This is a genomic window from Oceanicella sp., assembly GCF_056449545.1.
The window spans coordinates 1-21,161 of record NZ_JBWOMN010000077.1; the positions used below are offsets into that span (position 1 = coordinate 1).

20 protein-coding genes and 1 pseudogene are annotated in these 21,161 nt (G+C 67.6%); 6 read left to right on the forward strand and 15 right to left on the reverse strand.

Annotation, left to right across the window (positions count from 1 at the left end; translation table 11 throughout):
• The 4 genes from hflK to AC1HC7_RS11200 form a co-directional block, all read left to right on the forward strand.
• The coding region (gene hflK, locus AC1HC7_RS11185) for an FtsH protease activity modulator HflK (protein WP_479499028.1) at positions 1 to 1,102 on the forward strand (1,102 nt) is incomplete at its 5' end.
• Complete coding sequence (gene hflC / locus AC1HC7_RS11190; RefSeq protein WP_479495946.1) at positions 1,102 to 1,974, forward strand: protease modulator HflC; 873 nt, start codon at positions 1,102 to 1,104, stop codon at positions 1,972 to 1,974. The genes hflK and hflC, both read left to right, overlap by 1 nt.
• A gap of 99 nt (positions 1,975 to 2,073) precedes the next feature.
• Complete coding sequence (locus AC1HC7_RS11195) at positions 2,074 to 2,256, forward strand: DUF2065 family protein (protein WP_479495947.1); 183 nt, start codon at positions 2,074 to 2,076, stop codon at positions 2,254 to 2,256.
• 313 nt (positions 2,257 to 2,569) lie between these two features.
• Entirely contained in the window at positions 2,570 to 3,973 is a 1,404-nt protein-coding gene (locus tag AC1HC7_RS11200; RefSeq protein WP_479496123.1) for a DegQ family serine endoprotease, read from the forward strand.
• A gap of 236 nt (positions 3,974 to 4,209) precedes the next feature.
• Here the strand turns inward: AC1HC7_RS11200 and AC1HC7_RS11205 are convergent.
• The 10 genes and pseudogenes from AC1HC7_RS11205 to glpD all read right to left on the reverse strand — a co-directional run.
• Positions 4,210 to 4,569, reverse strand: a pseudogene (locus AC1HC7_RS11205) (OB-fold nucleic acid binding domain-containing protein); the annotation flags it as partial.
• A 30-nt stretch (positions 4,570 to 4,599) separates the two neighbouring features.
• Positions 4,600 to 5,760 carry an iron-containing alcohol dehydrogenase gene (locus tag AC1HC7_RS11210; RefSeq protein ID WP_479496124.1) on the reverse strand — a complete coding sequence of 387 codons (1,161 nt, stop codon included), beginning with the start codon at positions 5,758 to 5,760 and terminating at the stop codon, positions 4,600 to 4,602.
• Between the two features lie 34 nt (positions 5,761 to 5,794).
• Complete coding sequence (glpK, locus tag AC1HC7_RS11215) at positions 5,795 to 7,279, reverse strand: glycerol kinase GlpK (RefSeq protein ID WP_479499029.1); 1,485 nt, start codon at positions 7,277 to 7,279, stop codon at positions 5,795 to 5,797.
• A gap of 163 nt (positions 7,280 to 7,442) precedes the next feature.
• Entirely contained in the window at positions 7,443 to 9,155 is a 1,713-nt protein-coding gene (locus AC1HC7_RS11220) for an ABC transporter substrate-binding protein (RefSeq protein ID WP_479495949.1), read from the reverse strand.
• Between the two features lie 89 nt (positions 9,156 to 9,244).
• Positions 9,245 to 9,523 (reverse strand): DUF2160 domain-containing protein, encoded by a 279-nt coding sequence (locus AC1HC7_RS11225; protein ID WP_479495950.1) that lies wholly within the window; start codon positions 9,521 to 9,523, stop codon positions 9,245 to 9,247.
• Between the two features lie 12 nt (positions 9,524 to 9,535).
• Positions 9,536 to 10,288, reverse strand: coding sequence for a carbohydrate ABC transporter permease (locus tag AC1HC7_RS11230; RefSeq protein WP_479496125.1), 753 nt, complete (start codon positions 10,286 to 10,288; stop codon positions 9,536 to 9,538).
• Between the two features lie 89 nt (positions 10,289 to 10,377).
• On the reverse strand, positions 10,378 to 11,247 hold the full coding sequence (locus tag AC1HC7_RS11235) for a carbohydrate ABC transporter permease (RefSeq protein WP_479495951.1): 870 nt from the start codon (positions 11,245 to 11,247) through the stop codon (positions 10,378 to 10,380).
• Entirely contained in the window at positions 11,247 to 12,341 is a 1,095-nt protein-coding gene (locus AC1HC7_RS11240) for an ABC transporter ATP-binding protein (RefSeq protein WP_479495952.1), read from the reverse strand. The genes AC1HC7_RS11235 and AC1HC7_RS11240 overlap by 1 nt, the downstream gene beginning before the upstream one ends.
• Positions 12,342 to 12,353: 12 nt before the next feature.
• Positions 12,354 to 13,442: an ABC transporter ATP-binding protein gene (locus AC1HC7_RS11245; protein WP_479495953.1), complete on the reverse strand. Its 1,089-nt coding sequence runs from the start codon at positions 13,440 to 13,442 to the stop codon at positions 12,354 to 12,356.
• Positions 13,439 to 15,025, reverse strand: coding sequence for a glycerol-3-phosphate dehydrogenase (gene glpD, locus AC1HC7_RS11250; RefSeq protein WP_479495954.1), 1,587 nt, complete (start codon positions 15,023 to 15,025; stop codon positions 13,439 to 13,441). Before glpD ends, AC1HC7_RS11245 begins: the two co-directional genes overlap by 4 nt.
• A 286-nt stretch (positions 15,026 to 15,311) precedes the next feature.
• Here glpD and AC1HC7_RS11255 point away from each other — a divergent pair, with 286 nt between their 5' ends.
• Positions 15,312 to 16,073 (forward strand): DeoR/GlpR family DNA-binding transcription regulator, encoded by a 762-nt coding sequence (locus tag AC1HC7_RS11255; RefSeq protein WP_479495955.1) that lies wholly within the window; start codon positions 15,312 to 15,314, stop codon positions 16,071 to 16,073.
• A 36-nt stretch (positions 16,074 to 16,109) separates the two neighbouring features.
• Here the strand turns inward: AC1HC7_RS11255 and AC1HC7_RS11260 are convergent, their stop codons facing one another.
• The 5 genes from AC1HC7_RS11260 to rpmE form a co-directional block, all read right to left on the reverse strand.
• Positions 16,110 to 16,592 carry a hypothetical protein gene (locus AC1HC7_RS11260; protein ID WP_479495956.1) on the reverse strand — a complete coding sequence of 161 codons (483 nt, stop codon included), beginning with the start codon at positions 16,590 to 16,592 and terminating at the stop codon, positions 16,110 to 16,112.
• 91 nt (positions 16,593 to 16,683) lie between these two features.
• Entirely contained in the window at positions 16,684 to 17,004 is a 321-nt protein-coding gene (locus AC1HC7_RS11265) for a LysE family translocator (RefSeq protein ID WP_479495957.1), read from the reverse strand.
• A 194-nt stretch (positions 17,005 to 17,198) separates the two neighbouring features.
• Positions 17,199 to 18,512: a UDP-glucose dehydrogenase family protein gene (locus tag AC1HC7_RS11270; protein WP_479495958.1), complete on the reverse strand. Its 1,314-nt coding sequence runs from the start codon at positions 18,510 to 18,512 to the stop codon at positions 17,199 to 17,201.
• A 78-nt stretch (positions 18,513 to 18,590) separates the two neighbouring features.
• Positions 18,591 to 19,397, reverse strand: a complete 807-nt coding sequence (locus AC1HC7_RS11275) for a division plane positioning ATPase MipZ (protein ID WP_479495959.1) — start codon at positions 19,395 to 19,397, stop codon at positions 18,591 to 18,593.
• Positions 19,398 to 19,518: 121 nt separating this feature from the next.
• On the reverse strand, positions 19,519 to 19,740 hold the full coding sequence (gene rpmE / locus AC1HC7_RS11280; RefSeq protein ID WP_479495960.1) for a 50S ribosomal protein L31: 222 nt from the start codon (positions 19,738 to 19,740) through the stop codon (positions 19,519 to 19,521).
• A gap of 410 nt (positions 19,741 to 20,150) precedes the next feature.
• Between rpmE and AC1HC7_RS11285 the strand changes: the two genes are divergently transcribed.
• Entirely contained in the window at positions 20,151 to 21,020 is an 870-nt protein-coding gene (locus AC1HC7_RS11285; protein WP_479495961.1) for a YfdX family protein, read from the forward strand.
• Positions 21,021 to 21,161 lie beyond the last annotated feature (141 nt).

Sequence of the window (21,161 nt, forward strand, 5' to 3'; positions counted from 1 at the left end):
CGGCGGCGGCCCGTGGGGCGGCGGCGGCGGCGGCCCGGGCGGCGGCCCGGGCGGCGGTCAGGGCCCGGACATGGATGAAATCCTGCGCCAGGGCCGCGACCGGCTGAAGGTGATCTTCGGCGACAAGAACGGCGGCCGCGGCGGCGGCGGCGGCGGCGGTTTCGGCAGCGGCGGGCTTGGCCGGGGGGGCTATGTGCTGATCGGCCTCGGCGCCATCGCGCTGTGGGCCTCGGCTTCGATCTACACCGTGGCGCCCGAGGAGGAATCGGTCGAATTGCTGTTCGGCAAGTTCTTCGCCACCCAGGGGCCGGGCCTCAACTTCGCGCCCTGGCCGGTGGTCACCTATGAAAAGCTGCCGGTCACCCGCGAGACCATCATCAACATCGGCGAGGAGGCCGCGTCGGGCGGCCGCGGGCGGCGCACCGACGCCGGGCTGATGCTCACCGGCGACGAGAACATCGTCGACATCGATTTCCAGGTGGTCTGGAACATCGCCGACCCGGCGAAATTCCTGTTCAACATCGCCGAGCCGGACGCCACCATCCGCGCGGTGTCGGAATCGGCCATGCGAGAGGTCATCGGGCGTTCCGAACTGAAGCCGATCCTCAACCGCGACCGCGCCGTCATCAGCCAGCAGGTCGAGGACCTGATCCAGCTGACCCTCGACAGCTACAAAAGCGGCGTCAACATCGTGCGGGTCAACTTCGACGGCGCCGATCCGCCCCCGGAGGTGATCGACGCCTTCCGCGACGTGCAGGCGGCGGCGCAGGATCGGGACACCTCGGAAAAACGCGCCGAGGCCTACGCCAATCAGCGGCTGGCCCAGGCGCGCGGCGAATCCGCGCAGGTGCTGCAGGAGGCCGAAGGCTATTCGGCCCGCATCGTCAACGAGGCCGAGGGCGAGGCCGCGCGCTTCATCGCCGTCTACGACGAGTACGCCCAGGCCAAGGACGTCACCCGCAAGCGCCTGTATCTGGAAACCATGGAGCGCGTGTTGAGCAGCGTCGACAAGATCATCATCGATGAAAGCGTCAGCGGCGCGGGGCAGGGGGTGGTGCCGTATCTGCCGCTCAACGAAATTCGCAAGGGGGGGTCGAAGTGATGAAAAAGGGACCCATCGCCATCGGGCTGATCGCGCTCTTCGTGTTTCTTCTCTCCAATTCGCTGTTCATCGTGGATGAGCGCAAGCAGGCGCTGAAGCTGCAGTTCGGCCAGGTGATCGGCGAGCGGGGCGGCTACAAGGAACCGGGCCTCTACTGGAAACTGCCGCTGATCCAGAACGTGGTGTATTACGAGGACCGCATCCTGCCGCTCGACAGCTCCGAGCTTGAGGTGACGCCGCTTGACGATCGTCGCCTGATCGTTGACGCCTTCGCGCGCTGGCGCATCACCGACCCGCTGCTGTTCCGCCAGGCGGTGCAGAACGAGGCGGCGGCGCTGCCCCGGCTGGGGCGGGTGCTGAACGCGGCGCTGCGCGAGGTTCTCGGCTCGGTGATGTCCGACAGCATCCTGTCGGCGGATCGCGAGGGGCTGATGACCCGCATCCGCGACGCCAGCCGCACCAGCGCCCGCACATTGGGGGTCGAGATCATCGACGTGCGAATCCGCCGCGCCGATCTGCCGCGCCAGAACCTGCAGGCCACCTTCCAGCGCATGCAGGCCGAACGCGTGCGCGAAGCCGCCGACGAACGCGCGCGCGGCGAAGAGGCGGCCCAGAAGGTGCGCGCCAACGCCGATCGCCAGGCGGTGGAGCTGATCTCGTCGGCCAGGAAGGACAGCGAGATCATCCGCGGCGAGGCCGATGCGAGGCGCAACAAGGTCTTCGCCGAAGCCTTTGGACGGGATCAGGAATTCTTCGCCTTCTACCGCTCGCTCTCGGCTTACGAGAAAGCGCTGACCGGCGAGAACTCAACGCTGGTGATCTCGCCCAACAGCGAGTTCTTCGAATATCTCTATGGCAGCACCGCCAATTGACGCCGTCGCCGGCCGGGACCGCGTCCCGGCCGACGACCCATGCGCCCGCCCCGCCGCCCGTCCCGTCGCGGGCGCGGTCGCGGGCAGAGGACAGCAAGGTTGCACGATCTGATCTTCGCCATCGGCGCGCTGCTGGCTTTCGAAGGGCTGGTGCTGGCGCTTGCCCCCGACCTGCTGATGTCCGTGCTGGACCGCCTGCGCGCCGAACCCCGGGATCGACTGCGCGCGCTCGGGCTGATCATGGCCGCGGCCGGGATCGTCGTGCTGTGGATGAGCCGTTGAACCGCCCCGGAAACGCCGTCGGCGCCGCGCGCTCGCTTTTTTGTGAAGACTTCCTTCGCGGTTTCCCTTGCACTGTCGCGTTCAGACCACAACTCAAGCGCAATCCCAAATTCCGCCGCAGCGCCCCTTTCGCTGGCGGCGGCGCCTTCGGGTCAGACAGGCCTGACCCAGCTTGCGCAGAGGCGTCCAATCAATCGGAGGACCAAAGGTGAAATACAGCACTACGCCCATCGTCGCGCAGAGCCGCGTTCAAGCGGCGCGCCGCCATCCGGCGCCCGCGTTTCTGCCGCGTCTCGTCATCGCGACCTTCGTCATGCTGGCGCTGCTGCTCGCCGCCGTGCAGAACGCCGCCGCCGCGCGCGGCGCCCCGGACAGCTTCGCCGACCTGGTGGAGCGGCTCAATCCGGCGGTGGTCAACATCGCCACCTCGCAGACCGTGACCCAGCCCCAGCGCCCCAGCGGCCCGACGCTGCCCGAAGGCTCGCCGTTTCGCGACCTGTTCCCGGACCTGTTCGGCGGTCAGGGCAATGGCGGGCCGCGCAAGCTGCGCGCGCTCGGCTCGGGCTTCGTGATCTCGGCGGACGGCTACATCGTCACCAACAACCACGTCATCAAGGACGCCGACGAGATCAAGATCAATTTCGCCGACGGCGAATCCCTCGATGCGACGCTGGTGGGCACCGACCCCAAGACCGACATCGCGGTGCTGAAGGTCGAGGCGGCCAAGGCGCTGCCCTTCGTCACCTTCGGCGACAGCGACGCGGCGCGGGTCGGCGACTGGGTGCTGGCCATCGGCAACCCGCTGGGCTTCAGCGGCTCGGTCTCCGCGGGCATCATCTCGGCGCGCAACCGCAACATCAACGCCGGGCCCTATGACGACTTCATCCAGACCGACGCGGCCATCAACAAGGGCAATTCCGGCGGCCCGCTGTTCAACATGGACGGCGAGGTCATCGGCGTGAACACCGCGATCATCTCGCCCTCGGGCGGTTCCATCGGCATCGGCTTCTCGGTGCCCTCGGCGATCGTCTCGGGCGTGGTCCAGCAGCTGCGCGAAAACGGCGTCACCCGGCGCGGCTGGCTCGGCGTGCAGATCCAGACCGTCACCGACGAGATCGCCGAGGGGCTGGGGCTCGATGACGCGGCCGGGGCGCTGGTTTCGGGCGTGGTCGATGACGGCCCGGCGGCGGAAGGCGGGCTTCAGGTCGGCGACGTGATCCTGAAATTCGACGGTCGCGACGTGTCCGAAATGCGCGACCTGCCGCGCATGGTCGCCAACACCGAGGTCGACAAATCGGTGCGGGTGGTGGTCTGGCGCAAGGGCAAGACCCAGACGCTGAAGATCAAGCTGGGCCTGCTCGACGAGGGGACCAAGGTCGAGAACGCCTCGATGAAGCAGCCGGCGCATCCGGATCAGGCGACGAAGGTGCTGGGCATGATGCTGTCGCCGCTTTCGCCCCAGAAGCGCGAACAGGCCGGCGTCGCCGAGGAGGTCAAGGGCGTGCTCATCGAACAGGTGAAGCCCGACGGCCCGGCGGCCGAGAAGGGCCTGCGCCCCGGCGACGTGATCGTCGAGGTCGGGCAGGAGCAGGTTCTCCAGCCCTCCGAGGTCCAGGAAAAGGTTGACGCCGCGCGCGAGGCGGGGCGCAAGTCGGTGCTGCTGCTGATCAATTCCGGCGGCATCCTGCGCTTCATCGCCGTCAGCCTCGAAAGCTGATCCGCGCCGCCGCGCGGCGCATCGGCAAGCATCGACGCCGCCCCGTCCCGGGGCGGCGTCTTGCGTTTGGCGGCTCAGTGGAAATCCCGGCTCGGGAACAGTTGTCGCGCCTGATGGCGGGGGTGGCGCGGCCCGGCGCCGCCATGGCGCCCCGTGCCGCGATTCGGGCCGTTCCCGGGGCGATGGGCGGCGTGCTCCAGCGCCGGCTGCGCCGGCATGTCGCGCGCGCCCCGCGCCAGATCGTCGAGCATCTCGCTCAGATCCTCGATGCGTTCGGCCACCACATGCACCACCTGCCCGTCGCGCTGCACCCGCCCGGTGACGCGCAGCAGCCGCCCGGCGATCACCTGCCGGCGAAAGCGTTCATAGACCTTTTGCCAGATGACGATGTTGGCGATGCCGGTCTCGTCCTCCAGCGTCACGAAGATCACCCCCTTGGCCGAACCCGGCCGCTGGCGCACGATCACCAGCCCGGCGACGCAGATCCGGGCCTTTTCGGGCGGCTCGTCCAGGCGCCCGGCGGGGAGGCTGGCGGGGGGGCGGGGCCAGTCGGGAGGCGGATGAACATCTCGGAACATAAGGCGAACATAGCCCATATTCGCAACCGCGCCAAGCGCGGTTGCGCGTCACCCGGCGGCGTCGAGGATCGCGATCAGCGTCGCGACGGGCAGCGGCGTCGGATTGCCCTTCATGGATGACGAGGCCCCCGAGGCCGCCGCGATCTGCGCATGCGCCGCCGCCTCGACGCCAAGATCGGCCAGTCGAGGCAGACCCGCCGCGTCGATCCAGTCTTCCAGCGCGTCGAAGGCCCCGGGCGCCGCGACCCCGAACGCCGCGCCGATCCAGCCGGCGATCTCGTCGAGCCGCGCCGCGGCATCCCCCGGCGCCGCGCGGTTGGCGCGCAGCACATGGGGCAGCAGCCGCCCGCAGATGGCGCCGTGGGCGCCGCCCGCATGGCCGCCCAGCACGCCGGCCAGCCCATGCGCCGCGCCCAGCCCGGCATTGGCCAGCGCCAGCCCGCCCAACAGGCTGACCAGCGCCATGTCGGCACGCGCAGTCGCGTCCTCGCCCCCGCCGCCCCCGCCGCCCCCGTCGCGCATCAGCCGGGGCAGGGCGGCCAGGGCGCGCGGGATGGCCTCGCGGCACAGGGCGTCGGTCATGGGGTTGGCGCGGCGCGAAACATAGGGTTCGATCACCTGTGTCAGCGCGTCGAGCCCGGTGGCCAGCGTCACCGCGCGGGGCAGGCCGCGGGTCAGGTCAGGATCGACCAGCGCCAGCCGCGGCAACAGGCCCGGATCGCGCAGCGACACCTTGCGCCGGCGTTCGGGCACGCCGAGCACCGCGTTGCGCGTCACCTCGGCGCCCGTGCCCGACGTGGTGGGAATGGCCACGATCGGCAGGGCGGGGACGGCGAGCGGCATGCCGTCGCCCACCACCTCCAGATGCGTCATGGCGCCGCCCGGCTGCGGGGCCAGCCCGGCGATCGCCTTGGCCGCGTCGATCGCCGATCCGCCGCCGATTCCGACCAGAACCTCGGCGCCGAAATTCCGCGCCAGCGCCGCCCCGGCCTCGGCCATGGCGACGGTGGGTTCGCCCGGAATCGCGAAGAGCTCGACCTCCGCGCCCTCGCCTTTCAGCGCCTCCGCCAGCCAGTCGGCGCGCGAAGCGCTCGCGCCGGTGACCACCAGCGCCCTTGCGCCGAGCGCGCGGATTTCCGCCGCCGCCTCGGGCGCGACGCCTGCGCCAAAACGAATGCGACCGGCGGTGGCGAAGGCGAAGGACGGGATGGACATGGGCGCTCCGAGCCAATGACGGAAAAAATCAGGCGCTGAGCGTGCGGCGCACCGCATCGGCCCAGCCGGCGCGCCTGGCGGCGCGGGTCGCGTCATCCATCGCCGGTTCGAACCGGCGGTCCAGCGCCCAGCCGGCGGCGAAATCCTCCATGCCCGGCCAAACCCCGGCCTGCATCCCCGCAAGCCACGCGGCCCCCAATGCCGTGGTCTCGGGGATCATCGGGCGATCGACGGGCGCGCCGAGCATGTCGGCGAGGAACTGCATGGTCCAGTCGCTGGCGGTCATGCCGCCATCGACGCGCAGCACGGTCTCGCCGTCGGCGGCCCAGTCCCGGCGCATGGCGTCGAGCAGATCGCCGGTCTGGTAGCCGACGCTTTCCAGCGCCGCGCGGGCGAATTCCGCCGGCCCCGAGGCGCGGGTCAGCCCGAAGATCGCGCCGCGGCATTCCGCGTCCCAATAGGGCGCCCCGAGTCCGTTGAAGGCGGGCACGATGTAGACGCGCTGATTGGGATCGGCGGCTTCGGCCAATTGCTGGGTCTCGCTTGCCTCGCGGATGATCTTCAGCCCGTCGCGCAGCCATTGCACCACCGCCCCGGCGATGAAGATCGAACCTTCCAGCGCGTAGGTCGGCTGGCCGTCGATCTGATAGGCGATGGTGGTCAGCAGCCGGTTTTTCGAGATCACCGGCGCCGCGCCGGTGTTGAGCAGCGCGAAGCAGCCGGTGCCGTAGGTGGATTTCATCATGCCGGGCCGAAAGCAGGCCTGCCCGACGGCGGCCGCCTGCTGATCGCCCGCCACGCCGGTGATCGGGATCGGCGATCCGAACAGATCGGCGCGGGTCATGCCGAAATCAGCGGCGCTGTCGCGCACCTCGGGCAGCATGGCCATGGGCGCGCCGAGCAGCCGGCACAGGTCCTCGTCCCAGCGCCCTTCGCGGATGTCGTAAAGCAGGGTGCGCGCGGCGTTGGTGGCGTCGGTGGCGTGCGCTTCGCCCCCGGTGAGCTTCCAGATCAGCCAGGTGTCCACCGTGCCGAACAGCAGGTCGCCGGCCTCGGCCTTCGCCCGCGCGCCCGCCACGTTGTCCAGGATCCAGGCCAGCTTGGTGCCGGAAAAATACGGATCCAGCAGCAGCCCGGTGCGCGCCGCGACCATGGGTTCATGCCCCTCGGCCTTCAGCCGGGCGCAGACCGGGGCGGTGCGCCGGTCCTGCCAGACGATGGCGTTGTGGATCGGCTTGCCCGAAGCGCGATCCCAGACCAGCGTGGTCTCGCGCTGGTTGGTGATGCCGATGGCGGCGATGTCGCGGGCGCTGACGCCGCCGCGCGCCATGGCGGCGCGGCAGGTGGCGATCGTCGAGGACCAGAGGTCGGCGGGATCGTGTTCGACCCAGCCGGAATCGGGGAAATGCTGGGGAAATTCCTGCTGCCCCACGGCTTTGACGCGGCGCTCGGCGTCAAACAGGATGGCGCGCGACGAGGTCGTGCCCTGATCGATGGCCAGTATATGGGTCATGGCGAAAATCCTCCCTGTTCAGGCGAGCGCGCGCCGTCGCGCCAGCATCACGCGAATGGCGCTCAAAGCGACAGCGCGGTCGCCGATCCGCCATCGGCCCGCCGGCGCCGATGCGAAAAGGGCGGGAGGCATGGCCCCCCGCCCCGTTCTCGCAAGCCCGGGCCTACTGCCAGGACTTGATCAGCTCGTCATAGGAGATGGTCTGCGGCGTCGGCTTCTCATTGGCCAGTTTCGCCTTGGGCGCGCCGGGCTGGGACAGCCAGTACTCGGCCGGCTTCTCCGGGTTCAGCTTCGGGCCGATATCGCCCTGAACGCCGGAACGTTCGATGCGCGCCATCACCTTTTCCTGATCGGCGCAGAGCCCGTCAAGCGCGCCCTGCGGGGTCTTGGCCCCCGACATGGCGTCGCCGATGTTCTGCCACCAGAGCTGCGCCAGCTTGGGATAGTCAGGCACGTTGGTGCCGGTCGGCGACCACGCGACCCGGGCCGGCGAGCGGTAGAATTCGATCAGTCCGCCAAGGCGGTTGGCCCGCTCGGAGAAGTAATCGCTGTCGATGGTGGATTTGCGGATGAAGGTCAGGCCCACGTCGGACTTCTTCAGATCCACCGTCTTGGAGGTCACGAACTGCGCGTAGAGCCAGGCGGCCTTGGCGCGATCGGTGGGCGTCGACTTCATTATCGTCCAGGAGCCAACGTCCTGGTAGCCGACCTTGGTGCCCTCGCTCCAGTAAGCGCCGTGCGGCGAAGGGGCCATGCGCCATTTCGGCGTGCCGTCCTCGTTCATCACCGGCAGGTCAGGCTTGACCGACGCGGCGGTGAAGGCGGTGTACCAGAACATCTGCTGGGCGACGTTGCCCTGCGCGGGAACCGGGCCCGCCTCCGAGAAGGTCATGCCGGCGGCGGCGGGCGGCGAATATTTCTGCAGCCACTCGATCGCCTTGGTCACCGCATATACGGCGGCCGGGCCGTTGGTGGCGCCGCCGCGCGCGACGCAGGAGCCCACGGGCTGGGACTTTTCGTTGACCCGGATGCCCCATTCATCCACCGGCAGGCCGTTGGGTTCGCCCTTGTCGCCCATGCCGGCCATGGACATCCACGCATCGGTGTAGCGCCAGCCGAGGCTCGGATCCTTCTTGCCGTAATCCATGTTGCCGAAAATCTCGCCCTCGATGCCCATGTGGCTGAGGTCGCGGCCGGTGAAGAATTCGGCGATGTCCTCATAGGCCGACCAGTTGACCGGCACGCCGAGATCGTAGCCGTATTTGGCCTTGAAATCGGCCTGGTTCTTGGCGTCGTTGAACCAGTCGTAGCGGAACCAGTAGAGGTTGGCGAACTGCTGGTCGGGCAGCTGGTAAAGCTTGCCGTCCGGCGCGGTGGTGAACTGGGTGCCGATGAAGTCGGACAGATCCAGCCCGGGGTTGGTCACGTCGGCGCCGTCGCCGGCCATCCAGTCGGTGAGGTTGCGCACCTGCTGGTAGCGCCAGTGGGTGCCGATCAGGTCGCTGTCGTTGACATAGGCGTCGTAGATGTTCTGGCCGGTCTGCATCTGGGTCTGCAGCTTCTCGACCACGTCGCCCTCGCCAATCAGATCATGGGTGACCTTGATGCCGGTGATCTCGGTGAACGCCTTGGCCAGGGTCTTGGATTCGTAGACATGGGTGTCGAGGGTTTCGGAGGCCACCTTGATTTCCATGCCCTTGAACGGCTCCGCCGCCTTGGCGAACCACTGCATCTCGGCGGTCTGGTCGGCCTCGCTCAGCACCGATGGCTGAAATTCCGCCAGCCATTTGGCGATCGCCGCTTCGTCCGCCCAGGCGCCGCCCGCGACGGCGATCAGGGCGACCGCCGCCACGGTCGATTTGATGTAGATCCTCATTGTCTTTCCTCCCTTGGTTTAGACAATTCGCGTATGCGCGACCGCCGGGATCGGCGGTTGCGCGAGATCGACGCACGATTGGCGTCAGCTCACACCCAGCGGAACACCGCCGCGGCGTAGATCAGGCAGACGCCGAGCGCCCACCACAACGGCCCGCCGAAGGCGGCGAGCCATGCGAGACAGATGAAGGCCGATCCCAGCAGGCTGACGAACAGCCGGTCGCCCGGCGTGGTCTCGAAGCGCAGCACGCCCATGCGCGGGGCCTGCGGGGCGTAGACGCCCCATATGGTCATGCCCGCCAGCATCAGGAAAATGACCCCGAAGAAGATCGCCGTCGCCGGGGTCCAGGCCATCCATGAAAGATCCATTGTCTGTCCTCCTCAGACGCGGCCCAGGGCGAAGCCCTTGGCGATGTGGTTGCGCACGAACCAGATGACCAGCGCGCCGGGGATGATGGTCAGCACCCCCGCCGCCGCCAGCACCCCCCAGTCAAGCCCCGAGGCGGACACCGTGCGGGTCATGACCGCGGCGATCGGCTTGGCGTCGACGGCGGTGAGCGTGCGGCTCAGCAACAGTTCGACCCAGGAGAACATGAAGGCGAAGAACGCCGCCACCCCGATTCCCGAGGCGATCAGCGGCATGAATATCTTGACGAAGAAGCGACCGAAGGAATAGCCGTCGATATAGGCGGTTTCGTCGATTTCCTTGGGCACGCCGCGCATGAACCCTTCCAGAATCCACACTGACAGCGGCACGTTGAACAGGGTGTGCGCCAGCGCCACCGCGATATGGGTGTCAAACAGCCCCACCGACGAATACAGCTGAAAGAACGGCAGCGCGAACACCGCCGGCGGCGCCATGCGGTTGGTGAGCAGCCAGAAGAACAGATGCTTGTCGCCCAGAAACGCGTAGCGGCTGAACGCATAGGCGGCGGGCAGGGCGACGGCCAGTGATATCACCATGTTCATAAGCACATAGATGATGGAATTCACATAACCCATATACCAGCTCGGGTCGGTGAAGATCACCATGTAATTGGCGAATGTCAGGTTTTGGGGCCAGAGCGAGAACACCCCGGTGATTTCTTCGTTGGTCTTCAGGCTCATGTTGATCAGCCAGTAGACCGGCAGCATCAGGAACAGGATGTATAGCGCCGTGGTCAGCGCCGAGACGTTGATCCCGAGGCGCTTTTTCGCGGCGGCGTTGGGGGCGGGCGCGGCCATCATCCGTCCCTCTTGTCGAAATTGGTCATCACCGTGAAGAACACCCAGCTGAGCAGCAGGATCACCAGGAAGTAGATCAGCGAGAACGCCGCCGCCGGGCCGAGGTCGAACTGCCCGATGGCCATTTTCACCAGGTCGATGGACAGGAAGGTGGTGACGTTGCCCGGGCCGCCGCCGGTGACCACGAAGGGCTCGGTGTAGATCATGAAGCTGTCCATGAAGCGCAGCAGGATGGCGATCAGCAGCACCCCCTGCATCTTGGGCAATTCGATGTAGCGGAACACTTTCCAGCGGCTGGCCTGATCGATCTTGGCCGCCTGGTAATAGGCCTCGGGGATGGATTGCAGCCCGGCGTAGCACAGCAGCACCACCAGCGAGGTCCAGTGCCACACGTCCATGACGATCACCGTCGCCCAGGCGTCGAAGGCGTTCTGGGTGTAGTTGTAGTCGATGCCGAGGCTGGCCAGCGTGTAGCCCAGCAGCCCGATGTCCACCCGCCCGAAGATCTGCCAGATGGTGCCCACCACGTTCCACGGGATCAGCAGCGGCAGCGCCATGAGGATCAGGCAGACCGAGGACCAGACCCCCTTCTTGGGCATGTTGAGCGCCACGAAGATGCCCAGCGGCACCTCGATCGTCAGGATGATCCCGGAAAACGCCAGCTGGCGCAGCAGCGCGTCATGGATGCGGTCGGATTGCAGGATCTCCTCGAACCATTCCAGCCCGGCGGGGAAGAACACGTTGTTGCCGAAGGTGTCCTGAATCGAATAGTTCACCACCGTCATCAGCGGGATCACCGCCGAAAACAGCACCAGCACCAGCATCGGCGCCACCAGGAACCACGCGCGTTGATTGACGGTCTTTTCCATCAGGCGGCCTTTCCCGAACCGGTTTCGCCGGCGACGATCCAGCCGTCGGCGTAGACATTGACGGCCTTGGGCTCGAAAACCACATGGGTGAGCTCGGGGCCGATCTCCGCGCCCTCGGGCGCGATGACGTTGACCTCGGCGCCCTCGAATTCGGCGCGCACGATCTTGTGGCGGCCGATGTCCTCGACCCGGCGGATATTGACCGGCAGCCCGGCGCCGTCGCCGGTCAGGCGGGCGAATTCCGGGCGCACGCCGATCTCGACCTTGCCCGACAGCGGCGGGTAGGCGCGCGCCAGCGGGATCTCGACCCCGCCAAGCCAGGCCGAGGCGCCTTCGACCTTCGCCGCCAGCACGTTCATGCCCGGCGAGCCGATGAAATAGCCGACGAAAGTGTGCGTCGGGCGTTCGAACAGCTCCGCCGGGGCGCCCATCTGCACCACCTCGCCGTCATGCATCACCACCACCTTGTCGGCGAAGGTCAGGGCCTCGGTCTGATCGTGGGTCACGTAGATCATGGTGTGGCCGAATTCCCGGTGCAGGGTCTTGAGCTGGGTGCGCAATTCCCATTTCAGATGCGGGTCGATGACCGTCAGCGGCTCGTCGAACAGGATGGCGTTCACGTCCTCGCGCACCATGCCGCGCCCCAGCGAGATCTTCTGCTTGGCGTCGGCGGTCAGGCCGCGGGCCTTCTGGCGCAGGCTGTCGGCGAGCCCGGTCATCTCGGCGATGGCGCGCACCCGCTGGTCCACATAGGTCTCGGATTCGCCCTTGTTGCGCAGCGGAAAGGCCAGATTGTCGTAAACCGTCATGGTGTCGTAGACGACGGGAAACTGGAACACCTGCGCGATGTTGCGCGCCGCCGTCGGCAGTTCGGTCATGTCCTGATCGCCGAACAGCACCCGGCCTTCGGAGGGGACCAGCAGCCCCGATATGATGTTGAGCAGCGTGGTCTTGCCGCAGCCCGAAGGCCCGAGCAGCGCATAGGCCCCGCCGTCCTCCCATTCGTGATTCATGGTTTTCAGCGCGTAATCCGCCTTGCCCGAGGGCTTGGGCAGGTAGGAATGCGCCAGATTGGACAGCGTGATGCGCGCCATGCTTTCGCCCCCTCAGGTCGCTTGCGCGTAGGCGGCGGCCGCGATCAGCCGCTCGTCCTCGCCGAAAACGTAGACATGTTCGGGATTCACGTAGACCTGGGTCTGCGCGCCGATGGGCAGGTCGCGCACCCCCGGAACGATCGCCGCCCAGCGATCGTCGCCGCGGGTCACGTGGATGAAGCTTTCGGATCCGGTGAATTCGGTGACCGAGACCGTGGCCGCGAAGGCCAGCGCATCGCCGGCGCGCCGCTCGATGTCCAGGTGGTCGGGGCGGAACCCGGCCAGATAGCGCCCGTCCGCCAGCGCCGCCAGCGGCCCCGCGGCGGCGGCCTCGTCGCCGCCGAAGCTCAGCCGGTCGCCGGTCTTGGTCATGGCGGCGAAATTCATCGGCGGGTCGGAAAACACCCGCGCCGTGGTCACGTCCGCCGGGCGTCGGTAGACGTCGGGCGTCGGGCCGAACTGGGTCACGCGCCCCTCCCACAGGCAGGCGGTGGCCCCGCCAAGCAGCAGCGCCTCGTGCGGCTCGGTGGTGGCGTAGACGAAGATCGCCCCGGATTCGGCGAAGATGCGGGGGATCTCCTCGCGCAGTTCTTCGCGCAGCTTGTAGTCGAGATTGGCCAGCGGTTCGTCCAGCAGCACCAGCCCGGCGTTCTTCACCAGCGCCCGGGCCAGCGCGCAGCGCTGCTGCTGGCCCCCCGACAGTTCCAGCGGCGGGCGGTTCAGCTGATCCTCGCCAAGCTTGACCATGGCGGCGGCCCTGGCCACCCGGTCGTCGATCTCGGCCTTGCCCAGCCCCATCAGCTTCAGCGGCGAGGCGATGTTGTCGCGCACGCTCATGGTCGGGTAGTTGATGAACTGCTGATAGACCATGGCCACGCGCCGGTCCTGCACCCGCATGCCGGTGACGTCGGCGCCATCCCACAGGATGCGCCCGGCGGCGGGAACGTCGAGCCCGGCCATCAGCCGCATCATCGAGGTCTTGCCCGACAGCGTCGGGCCAAGCAGCACGTTCATGCTGCCTTTTTCCAGCGTCAGGTCGGTGGGGGGGATCTGGGTTTCCGCCCCGACCACCTTGGACACGCCTTCAAGAACCAGCGTCATTGCGCCTTGCGCTCCCTGTCATTGTCGCTTTCTGCGGCGTCGTCTTGCATGGCGTCGTCTTGCGCGGCGCTCCCCGCCGCCCGCCGGCGCGCCGCCATCCAGTCGTCGAGCGCCCCGGCCTGTTCGTCGCTCAGGCGCAGGCCCAGCTTGCCGCGGCGCCAGAGCACGTCCTCGGCGCTGCGGGCCCATTCCTTGTCCATCAGCCAGCAGACCTCGCGCTCGCTGAGCGTCGCGCCGAAATCCCGCCCCAGATCATGGGCGCTTTTCGCGCCTTCAAGCAAGTCCAGCGTCTGCGTGCCGTAGGCGCGCATCAGCCGCAGCGCCCAGGCCTCGTCCAGATAGGGATGCGCGTCGCGGATCCGCGCGGTCAGCGCCGCGGCGCCGTCCACCGGGAAATCGCCGCCGGGGATCGCCACGCCGGCGGTCCAGTTTCCCGTCGCCTCGGGGAAATACGGCGCCAGCTTGGCCAACGCCGCCTCGGACAGCTTGCGATAGGTGGTGATCTTGCCGCCGAAGATGTTGAGCAGCGGCGCCTGCGCCGGCCCGCCGTCGCCCGATCCGTCCTCCACCGTCAGCACGTAGTCGCGCGTCGCCGCGGTGGCCGAGGACGCGCCGTCGTCGTAAAGCGGCCGCACGCCGGAATAGCTCCACACCACGTCCCCGGGGGTGACCGGATCGCGGAAATATTCGGACACCGCGGCGCAAAGATAGTCCACCTCCGCCTCGGTGCAGACCGCCTCCGAGGGGGGGCCGTCATGGTCCTGATCGGTGGTGCCGATCAGGGTGAAATCGGTCTCGTAGGGGATCGCGAACAGGATGCGCCCGTCGGCGTTCTGGAAGAAATACGGCCGGTCGTGGTCGAACAGCTTTCGGGTCACGATATGGCTGCCGCGCACCAGCCGGATCTTGTCCCTGGTCTTCAGCCCGGCCTGCTTGTGGATGATTTCCGCCACCCAGGGGCCGCCGGCGTTGACCACGGCGCGGGCCTTGATTTCGCTGCGCTCCCGGGTCTCGGCGTCGCGCAGCGCGACGCGCCAGTGATCGCCGTCGCGCGTGATGCTTTCGCAGCGGGTGCGGGTGCGGATGTCGGCCCCGCGCGCCGCCGCGTCGCGGGCGTTCAGCGCCACCAGCCGACTGTCCTGCACCCAGCAATCCGAATATTCGAAAGCCGTCCTGAAGCCGGGCTTCAGCGGCTTGCCCGCCGGATCCCGGGTCAGATCCAGCGTCTTCGTGGCCGGCAGGATCTTGCGCCCGCCCAGATGGTCGTAGAGAAACAGCCCCAGCCGCAGCAGCCAGGCCGGTCGCATGCCCTTGCTGTAGGGCAGCACGAATCGCATGGGCCAGGAAATGTGCGGCATGGCGCTGAGCAGCGTCTCGCGTTCGATCAGCGCCTCGCGCACCAGGCGGAATTCGTAATACTCAAGATAGCGCAGCCCGCCATGGAACAGCTTGGTCGAGGCCGAGGACGTGGCCTGCGCCAGATCGCCCTGTTCCGCCAGCGTCACCGAGAGCCCGCGCCCAACCGCGTCCCGGGCGATGCCGCACCCGTTCACGCCGCCGCCAATGATGAGCAGATCTCGCATATGCGATGGGCTCCCGTTGTTTCCGTGGGTGATTTATGCTCGCGAATGCGCGTTTCTGTCAATAGCGAAAGCATATCAACGAAATCGAGTGAAAAAATCACCATTCAAACACAACCGCCTGAAGTTTCGACTCTTTTCCGCCACAATCCGCGGTTTCCCCGGGCGCGGGCCGGGGCGAAAAAAACATCCGCCGAATGAATGACTTGTTCATGCCTCGCGCGGCCAAGTTTCATCTTGTGCGCTGCTCGCGCGCGTTTAAAGTGAAAATGAAAGAAAGCGAGCGCATATGGGCTTTTCAATTCGTCAGAAGCAGATCCTAGAGATCGCGCAGGAGGCGGGGCACGTCACCGTCGACGGGCTGGCCGGGCGTTTCGACGTGTCGCCCCAGACCATCCGCCGCGACCTCAACGAATTATGCGTTCAATCGGCGCTGCTGCGCACCCATGGCGGGGCGGTGGTGTCCTCGGGCGCGGTCAATCTGGGCTACGACCAGCGCCGCGCCCATATGCGCGAGGAAAAGGAATCCCTCGCCCGGCTCTGCGCCGAAAGCATCCCCGACGGCTCCTCGCTGTTCATCAACATCGGCACCACGACCGAGGCCGTGGCCCGCGCCCTGCTGTCTCATCGCGACCTGATGGCGATCACCAACAACATGAACGTCGCCATGACCCTGGCCCAGAACGCCGATTGCGAGGTGGTGGTGGCCGGCGGCGTGCTGCGCCGCAGCGACAACGCGCTGGTGGGCGAGGCGACCACGGATTTCATCCGCCAGTTCAAGGTGGACATCGCCATCATCGGCGCCTCGGCGGTGGATCTCGACGGCACGCTGCTGGATTTCGACTATCGCGAGGTGCGCGTGGCGCAGGCGATCATCCAGAACGCGCGCAAGGTTTTCCTGGTTACGGACGGGTCGAAATTCGAACGCTCGGCGCCGGTGCGCCTGGCCTCGATCTGCGATCTCGACGCCCTGTTCACCGACCGGGCGCTGCCGCCCAGCATCGCCCGGCTGTGCATCGAACACGATATCGAAGTGCATATCGCCGGCTGAGCGGCTGCTCAGGCGTTCTCCTTTTTGCGCGACATTTCAATTGTTCGGGCGAGGCGCATCGGACAGTTGACCGCCCGCCGGAATCCGATTGGTCGGCGCCGACGGCGCGATCACGCAGATGCAGACCGTCGCCGACGACGCATTGATCGACCTCGGTGAGGGGGTCGAGCTTGTCGAGGCCTGGGGGAAGTCGTATCTTGCGGTGGCGGATTTCATCCAGACCGTGAACGCGCCGCCGACGCCCCGGACGCGTTCCTGTCCGAGGCGCGCATTCAGGTGACCTTCTTCAGCGACGGGGAGGACAGCGTGACCCTGTCCGAGGGCGGGCGGCGCCTGGCTTTCGCCGGCGATGAGGTGATCATCGGCAGAAGCGTCGGCGACACGCCGATCGGCGGCAACGGCGCCGACAGGCTCGCCAGGGGCGGCGGCGCGGACCGGTTCGAAATCACCGCTGGCGCGGCCAGTTTCGCGCGATTGTCGATTTCGACGCTCGACGGCGACGCCATCGTGGTTTCGCATCCAACGTGGTGGTGGTCGAGAACGCCGCCGGGGATCTTGACGCCGGGGATTTCATCCTCGGCTGAGCGCGTCGGGCAGGGGCGATTTCGGCCTATCGCTCCGCCATGGCCAGCCGCAAGCCGAGCGCCGCGAAGATCCCGCCGAGCGTGCGTTCCATCCACAGCCCGATGCGGGGGGTGTCGCGCAGCCTCGCGGTCAGCTTTCCGCCCGCCAACACCAGCGGCGGTTCGATGAAGGCGGCGGCGACAATGATCAGGAACCCGCGCGGAAACAGCTGCGCCCAGACCGGGCCGGCGGCCTCGACCACGAATGGCGGCAGGACGGCGAGGAAAAACACCGCGACCCTCGGGTTCAGCAGCCCCGCCAGCGCGCCCTGCCGATAGATCGCCGAAAAGCGCCGCTCGCCCTTCACCCGGTCCGAGACGAAAGACCCGCCGCCCGAACGCCCCGGTCCAGATGCCGAACATCGCCGCGAACCCGCCCCGCGCCGTCTGCCCGAGGATGAAGGCCATCTCGGGCCCCGGCGACGGATACAGCAGCGTCGCGGCGCTCGGAAACGCGCTCCTGTGCATGGGCGCATAGTCGAAAAACGGCGTCTTCTCGCGTTCAGCGCCCCACGGACACGTAGCGCAGCCCGGCCCTGGCCGCGTCCTCGGGCGAATAGACGTTGCGCAGATCGACGAAGCCGTCGCCGCTCATCACCGATTTCAGCCGCGAAAGATCGAGCGCGCGGAATTCGTTCCATTCGGTGATCAGCACCGTCGCCTCGGCGCCTGCCGCGGCCTCGTAGGGGTCGGCGCACCAGATCGCGCCGGGCAGCAGCGCCTCGCCCTCCTTGCGCCCTTCCGGGTCGACCACGGCCACCTGGGCGCCGGCGCCGATCAGCGCCGGGACGATGGTCAGCGCCGGGCTGTCGCGCATGTCGTCGGTGTTGGGCTTGAAGGTGACGCCGTAGACCGCCACCCGCTTGCCGTTCACCGAGCCGCCGCAGATGTCGATCACCTTGCCGGCCATGGCGCGCTTGCGCGCGTCATTCACCTCGATCACGGTTTCCACGATGCGCATGGGGGTCGAGAAATCCTGCCCGGTGCGCGCCAGCGCCTGGGTGTCCTTGGGAAAGCACGACCCGCCATAGCCCGGTCCGGCATGCAGGAACTTGTTGCCGATGCGCCCGTCAAGCCCCATGCCCTTGGACACGGCTTTCACGTCGGCGCCGACCTTTTCGCACAGGTCGGCGATTTCGTTGATGAAGGTGATCTTCGTCGCCAGAAACGCGTTGGCGGCGTATTTGATCATTTCCGCCGATTCCAGCGTGGTGAACATCACCGGGGCTTCGCGCAGCGACAACGGGCGGTAGATTTCGCGCATCACCGCGCGCGCGGCGTCGGTCTCGGCGCCCACCACCACGCGGTCGGGGCGCATGAAATCCTCGATCGCCGCGCCCTCGCGCAGGAATTCCGGGTTGGAGGCGACGTCGAAGGTCACGTCGCGCCCGGTCTCGGCCAGCCTTGCGCCGATCACCCGCTCGACCTCGCGATTGGTGCCCACGGGGACGGTGGATTTGGTCACCACCACCGTGTGGCCGTCCATCACGTCGGCCAGTTCCTTCGCCGCCGCGTAGACATAGGTGAGGTCCGCATGCCCGTCGCCGCGCCGCGTCGGCGTGCCCACCGCGATGAACACCGCGTCCGCGCCGGACACCGCGGCGGCGAGGTCGGTGGTGAAGGTCAGCCGCCCGGACTCGACGTTGCGCTTCATCAGATCGTCGAGCCCGGGTTCGAAGATCGGAACCTCGCCGCGTTGCAGCATCGTCACCTTGTCGGCAAGCTTGTCGACGCAGATCACCTCATGGCCGAAATCCGAAAAGCACACCCCCGACACGAGTCCCACATATCCGGTGCCGATCATCGCAACGCGCATGGCGGCGTCTCCCTGTCAAACAAACACATAATCCTCACGGCGCTATAGCAGCCGCGTCTTGGCGAAGCGTTACCAGCTTCAGGCGGCGTCCTCCAGCCCGGGCAGCTCCAGCGATTTCACCAGGTCGCGGACTTCCTGGCGCGCCGCGATGTGGCTGAGCGTGAACTTGAAGCCCTGATCCTTCAGATCCAGCAGGGTGAGCCCGTTCAGGAACATTTCGCGAAAGATCACCCGTTCCGAAAACCCCGGCACGATGCGAAAGCCGATGCGCTTGCTCAGATCGGCCACCGCCTGGCCCACCTTGCGCTTGTTGCGCGCGTGCAGCGTCGACACCCGGTTGCGCAGCACCACCCAATCCACCGGCTTCAGCCCGGCCTGCGATCGCAGCTGGCGCGATTTCCACACCATCTCGGAATAGATCGAGGGGCCCAGCACCTTGCCGGTTTCCGGGTCGAGCCGCGCCAGCAGGTCGAAATCCACCAGGCTGTCATTGATCGGAGTGATCAGCGTGTCGGCGGCGGCATGGGCCATCTGGCTGTAAAAGCTGTCCGAGCCGGGACAGTCGATGATGATGAAATCGCAGCTTCGGTCCAGATCGGCGATGGCGGCGGAAAACCGCTGCTCCTCCTCCTGCTCGGCGGCCACCCGGTCGCGCAGGTCCGAGGGCGCCAGCGCCAGACGGCGGGGCAGGGACAATGCCTGCCCGGAGCGTCCGGCATAGGCCTCGCGGTTCTCCAGATAGCGAAAGAAGGTCTTTTGGCGCAGATCGAGGTCCAGCGCCCCGACCCCGCGCCCCGTCCGGGCGATGGCCGCGAAGATGTGCATGGCGGTGGTGGACTTGCCGCTTCCGCCCTTTTCATTGCCGGTCACGATGATATGCGCCACGCGCCAGCCTCACCTTTGGAATGCGAAGACATGCGAAAACGCGCCCCCGCCGGGGGCGCGCTCGCAAACTAGCCAATCCCCTCGCGGGGGGAAAGGGCCGTCGGGCCCGATCCGGAAAAGATCAGAAGCCGAGGCCTTCGTATTTCTTCTTGAACTTGGAAACCCGGCCGCCGGTGTCCATCAGGCGGGCGCCGCCGCCGATCCAGGCCGGGTGCACCGAGGGGTCGATGTCCAGCGTCAGCGTGTCGCCCTCGGACCCGTAGGTCGAGCGCATCTGCACGATGTCGCCATTGGTCATCTTCACGTTGATCACGTGGTATTCGGGATGCAGATCGTTTTTCATGATGCGTCCGACCGGCATGCGCCGGGCTCCTGTGGCCGATGTTGTCGGGACTGACCGCCGCGCGCGCCCGTCATGCGGGCCGGAAGCGGCGACGCCCCTGAATTTCGAAGACCGGTCCATACAGGAACCGGGGTCGCGCCGCAAGGGGCGGCGGGCCGGTGGGGCCATGTTCGAACATGGTCGAAGCCGTCTGCCCGCCACCGCCTGACAGGCCTGCGCGACACTTTTGCGCGCCCCGCCGGCCGGCGAAGATTTTCCGGCGGCGGGATCTTGCGAAAGGGCCGACCGCACCCATTTTTCTCGCCGACGACAATGCCCTTGTCTCTGGAACGCGGCGGCGCCTTCCCTGGTTTCGGGCATCCGTGCGGCGCTGCATCTTCTTCAAGGGCCCAACCCGAAAGGATGCAACCATGCTGAAATGGAAAGACGCGGTTCTGGCCCTGTCGCTGGCGACCTTCGCCGCATCGCCGCTTGCGGCGCAGACCGCTGACGACGCCGAGACCGCGAAATCCCCCGCCGGCGCGGCGGAGCAGGCGGCGCGCGACGCCGCGGCCCCGGAGGTGCAGGAAGCCGTTGACGCGCTCGAGGAAACCGACGCCGCCGTCAAGGCGCTCGCGGCGCAGAAACCCGACGAGGCGATCGCCGCGCTGGAACGCGCCATCGGCAAGCTGGAGATCGCGCTGACCGCCAATCCGGACGTGGCGCTGCTGCCGGTGGATGTCAGCAGTTCGGTGATCGACATCAAGGCCGCGCCCGCCGATATCCGCGCCGCCCGCGCCGAGGCCGAACGGCTGCTGGCGGATCGCCAGCTGCAGCGCGCCCGCCCGATCATCGCCAGCCTCGCCAGCGAAGTGGACATCGCCACCACCTACGTGCCGCTCGCCACCTATCCGCTGGCGCTGAAATCGGCGGCGGCGCTGATCAAGGACGGCAAGCTTGACGACGCGAACGATGTTCTCGCCAATGCGCTGGGCACGCTGGTGGTCAGCGAGGTCGCCGTGCCGCTGCCGATCCTCGACGCCGGGATACTGGTCGCCGACGCCAGGGCGCTGGCCGCGAAAGCCGATCGCACGGAGGACGAGACCGCCCGCCTCAAGGGCCTGCTGGATGCGATCGACGTGCAGATCGCCAAGGGCGAGGCGCTGGAATACGGCGGCGAGGACGCCTTCGAGGCGATCAAGGCGGAGATGAAAGAGATCCGCAAGCAGATTGACGACGGCGGCTTCGGCGAGGGCGTCTTTGACAAGCTGAAAGACCTGTTCGGCGCGTTCGCCGGCTGAGCCGCGAAAAGCCGCGCCCGGCCGCGACCGCGAAAAGCCGCGCCCGGGCGCCCCCCCCCCGGGGGGGGGGGGGGGGGGGCGGCGGGGGGGCCCCGCGCCGGCGCGGGGGGGGGGGGGGGGGGGGAGCGGCCCCCGCGGGGG

Coding starts and splice junctions, on each gene's coding strand:
- hflC (WP_479495946.1), top strand. CDS start 1,102: ATGAAAAAGGGACCCATCGCCATCGGGCTGATCGCGCTCTTCGTGTTT.
- AC1HC7_RS11200 (WP_479496123.1), top strand. CDS start 2,570: ATGCTGGCGCTGCTGCTCGCCGCCGTGCAGAACGCCGCCGCCGCGCGC.
- glpK (WP_479499029.1), bottom strand. CDS start 7,279: ATGACCCATATACTGGCCATCGATCAGGGCACGACCTCGTCGCGCGCC.
- AC1HC7_RS11220 (WP_479495949.1), bottom strand. CDS start 9,155: ATGAGGATCTACATCAAATCGACCGTGGCGGCGGTCGCCCTGATCGCC.
- AC1HC7_RS11225 (WP_479495950.1), bottom strand. CDS start 9,523: ATGGATCTTTCATGGATGGCCTGGACCCCGGCGACGGCGATCTTCTTC.
- AC1HC7_RS11230 (WP_479496125.1), bottom strand. CDS start 10,288: ATGCTGCCGGTCTACTGGCTGATCAACATGAGCCTGAAGACCAACGAA.
- AC1HC7_RS11235 (WP_479495951.1), bottom strand. CDS start 11,247: ATGGAAAAGACCGTCAATCAACGCGCGTGGTTCCTGGTGGCGCCGATG.
- AC1HC7_RS11240 (WP_479495952.1), bottom strand. CDS start 12,341: ATGGCGCGCATCACGCTGTCCAATCTGGCGCATTCCTACCTGCCCAAG.
- AC1HC7_RS11245 (WP_479495953.1), bottom strand. CDS start 13,442: ATGACGCTGGTTCTTGAAGGCGTGTCCAAGGTGGTCGGGGCGGAAACC.
- glpD (WP_479495954.1), bottom strand. CDS start 15,025: ATGCGAGATCTGCTCATCATTGGCGGCGGCGTGAACGGGTGCGGCATC.
- AC1HC7_RS11255 (WP_479495955.1), top strand. CDS start 15,312: ATGGGCTTTTCAATTCGTCAGAAGCAGATCCTAGAGATCGCGCAGGAG.
- AC1HC7_RS11260 (WP_479495956.1), bottom strand. CDS start 16,592: ATGCGAAACCACGATGGCGTCGCCGTCGAGCGTCGAAATCGACAATCG.
- AC1HC7_RS11270 (WP_479495958.1), bottom strand. CDS start 18,512: ATGCGCGTTGCGATGATCGGCACCGGATATGTGGGACTCGTGTCGGGG.
- rpmE (WP_479495960.1), bottom strand. CDS start 19,740: ATGAAAAACGATCTGCATCCCGAATACCACGTGATCAACGTGAAGATG.
- AC1HC7_RS11285 (WP_479495961.1), top strand. CDS start 20,151: ATGCTGAAATGGAAAGACGCGGTTCTGGCCCTGTCGCTGGCGACCTTC.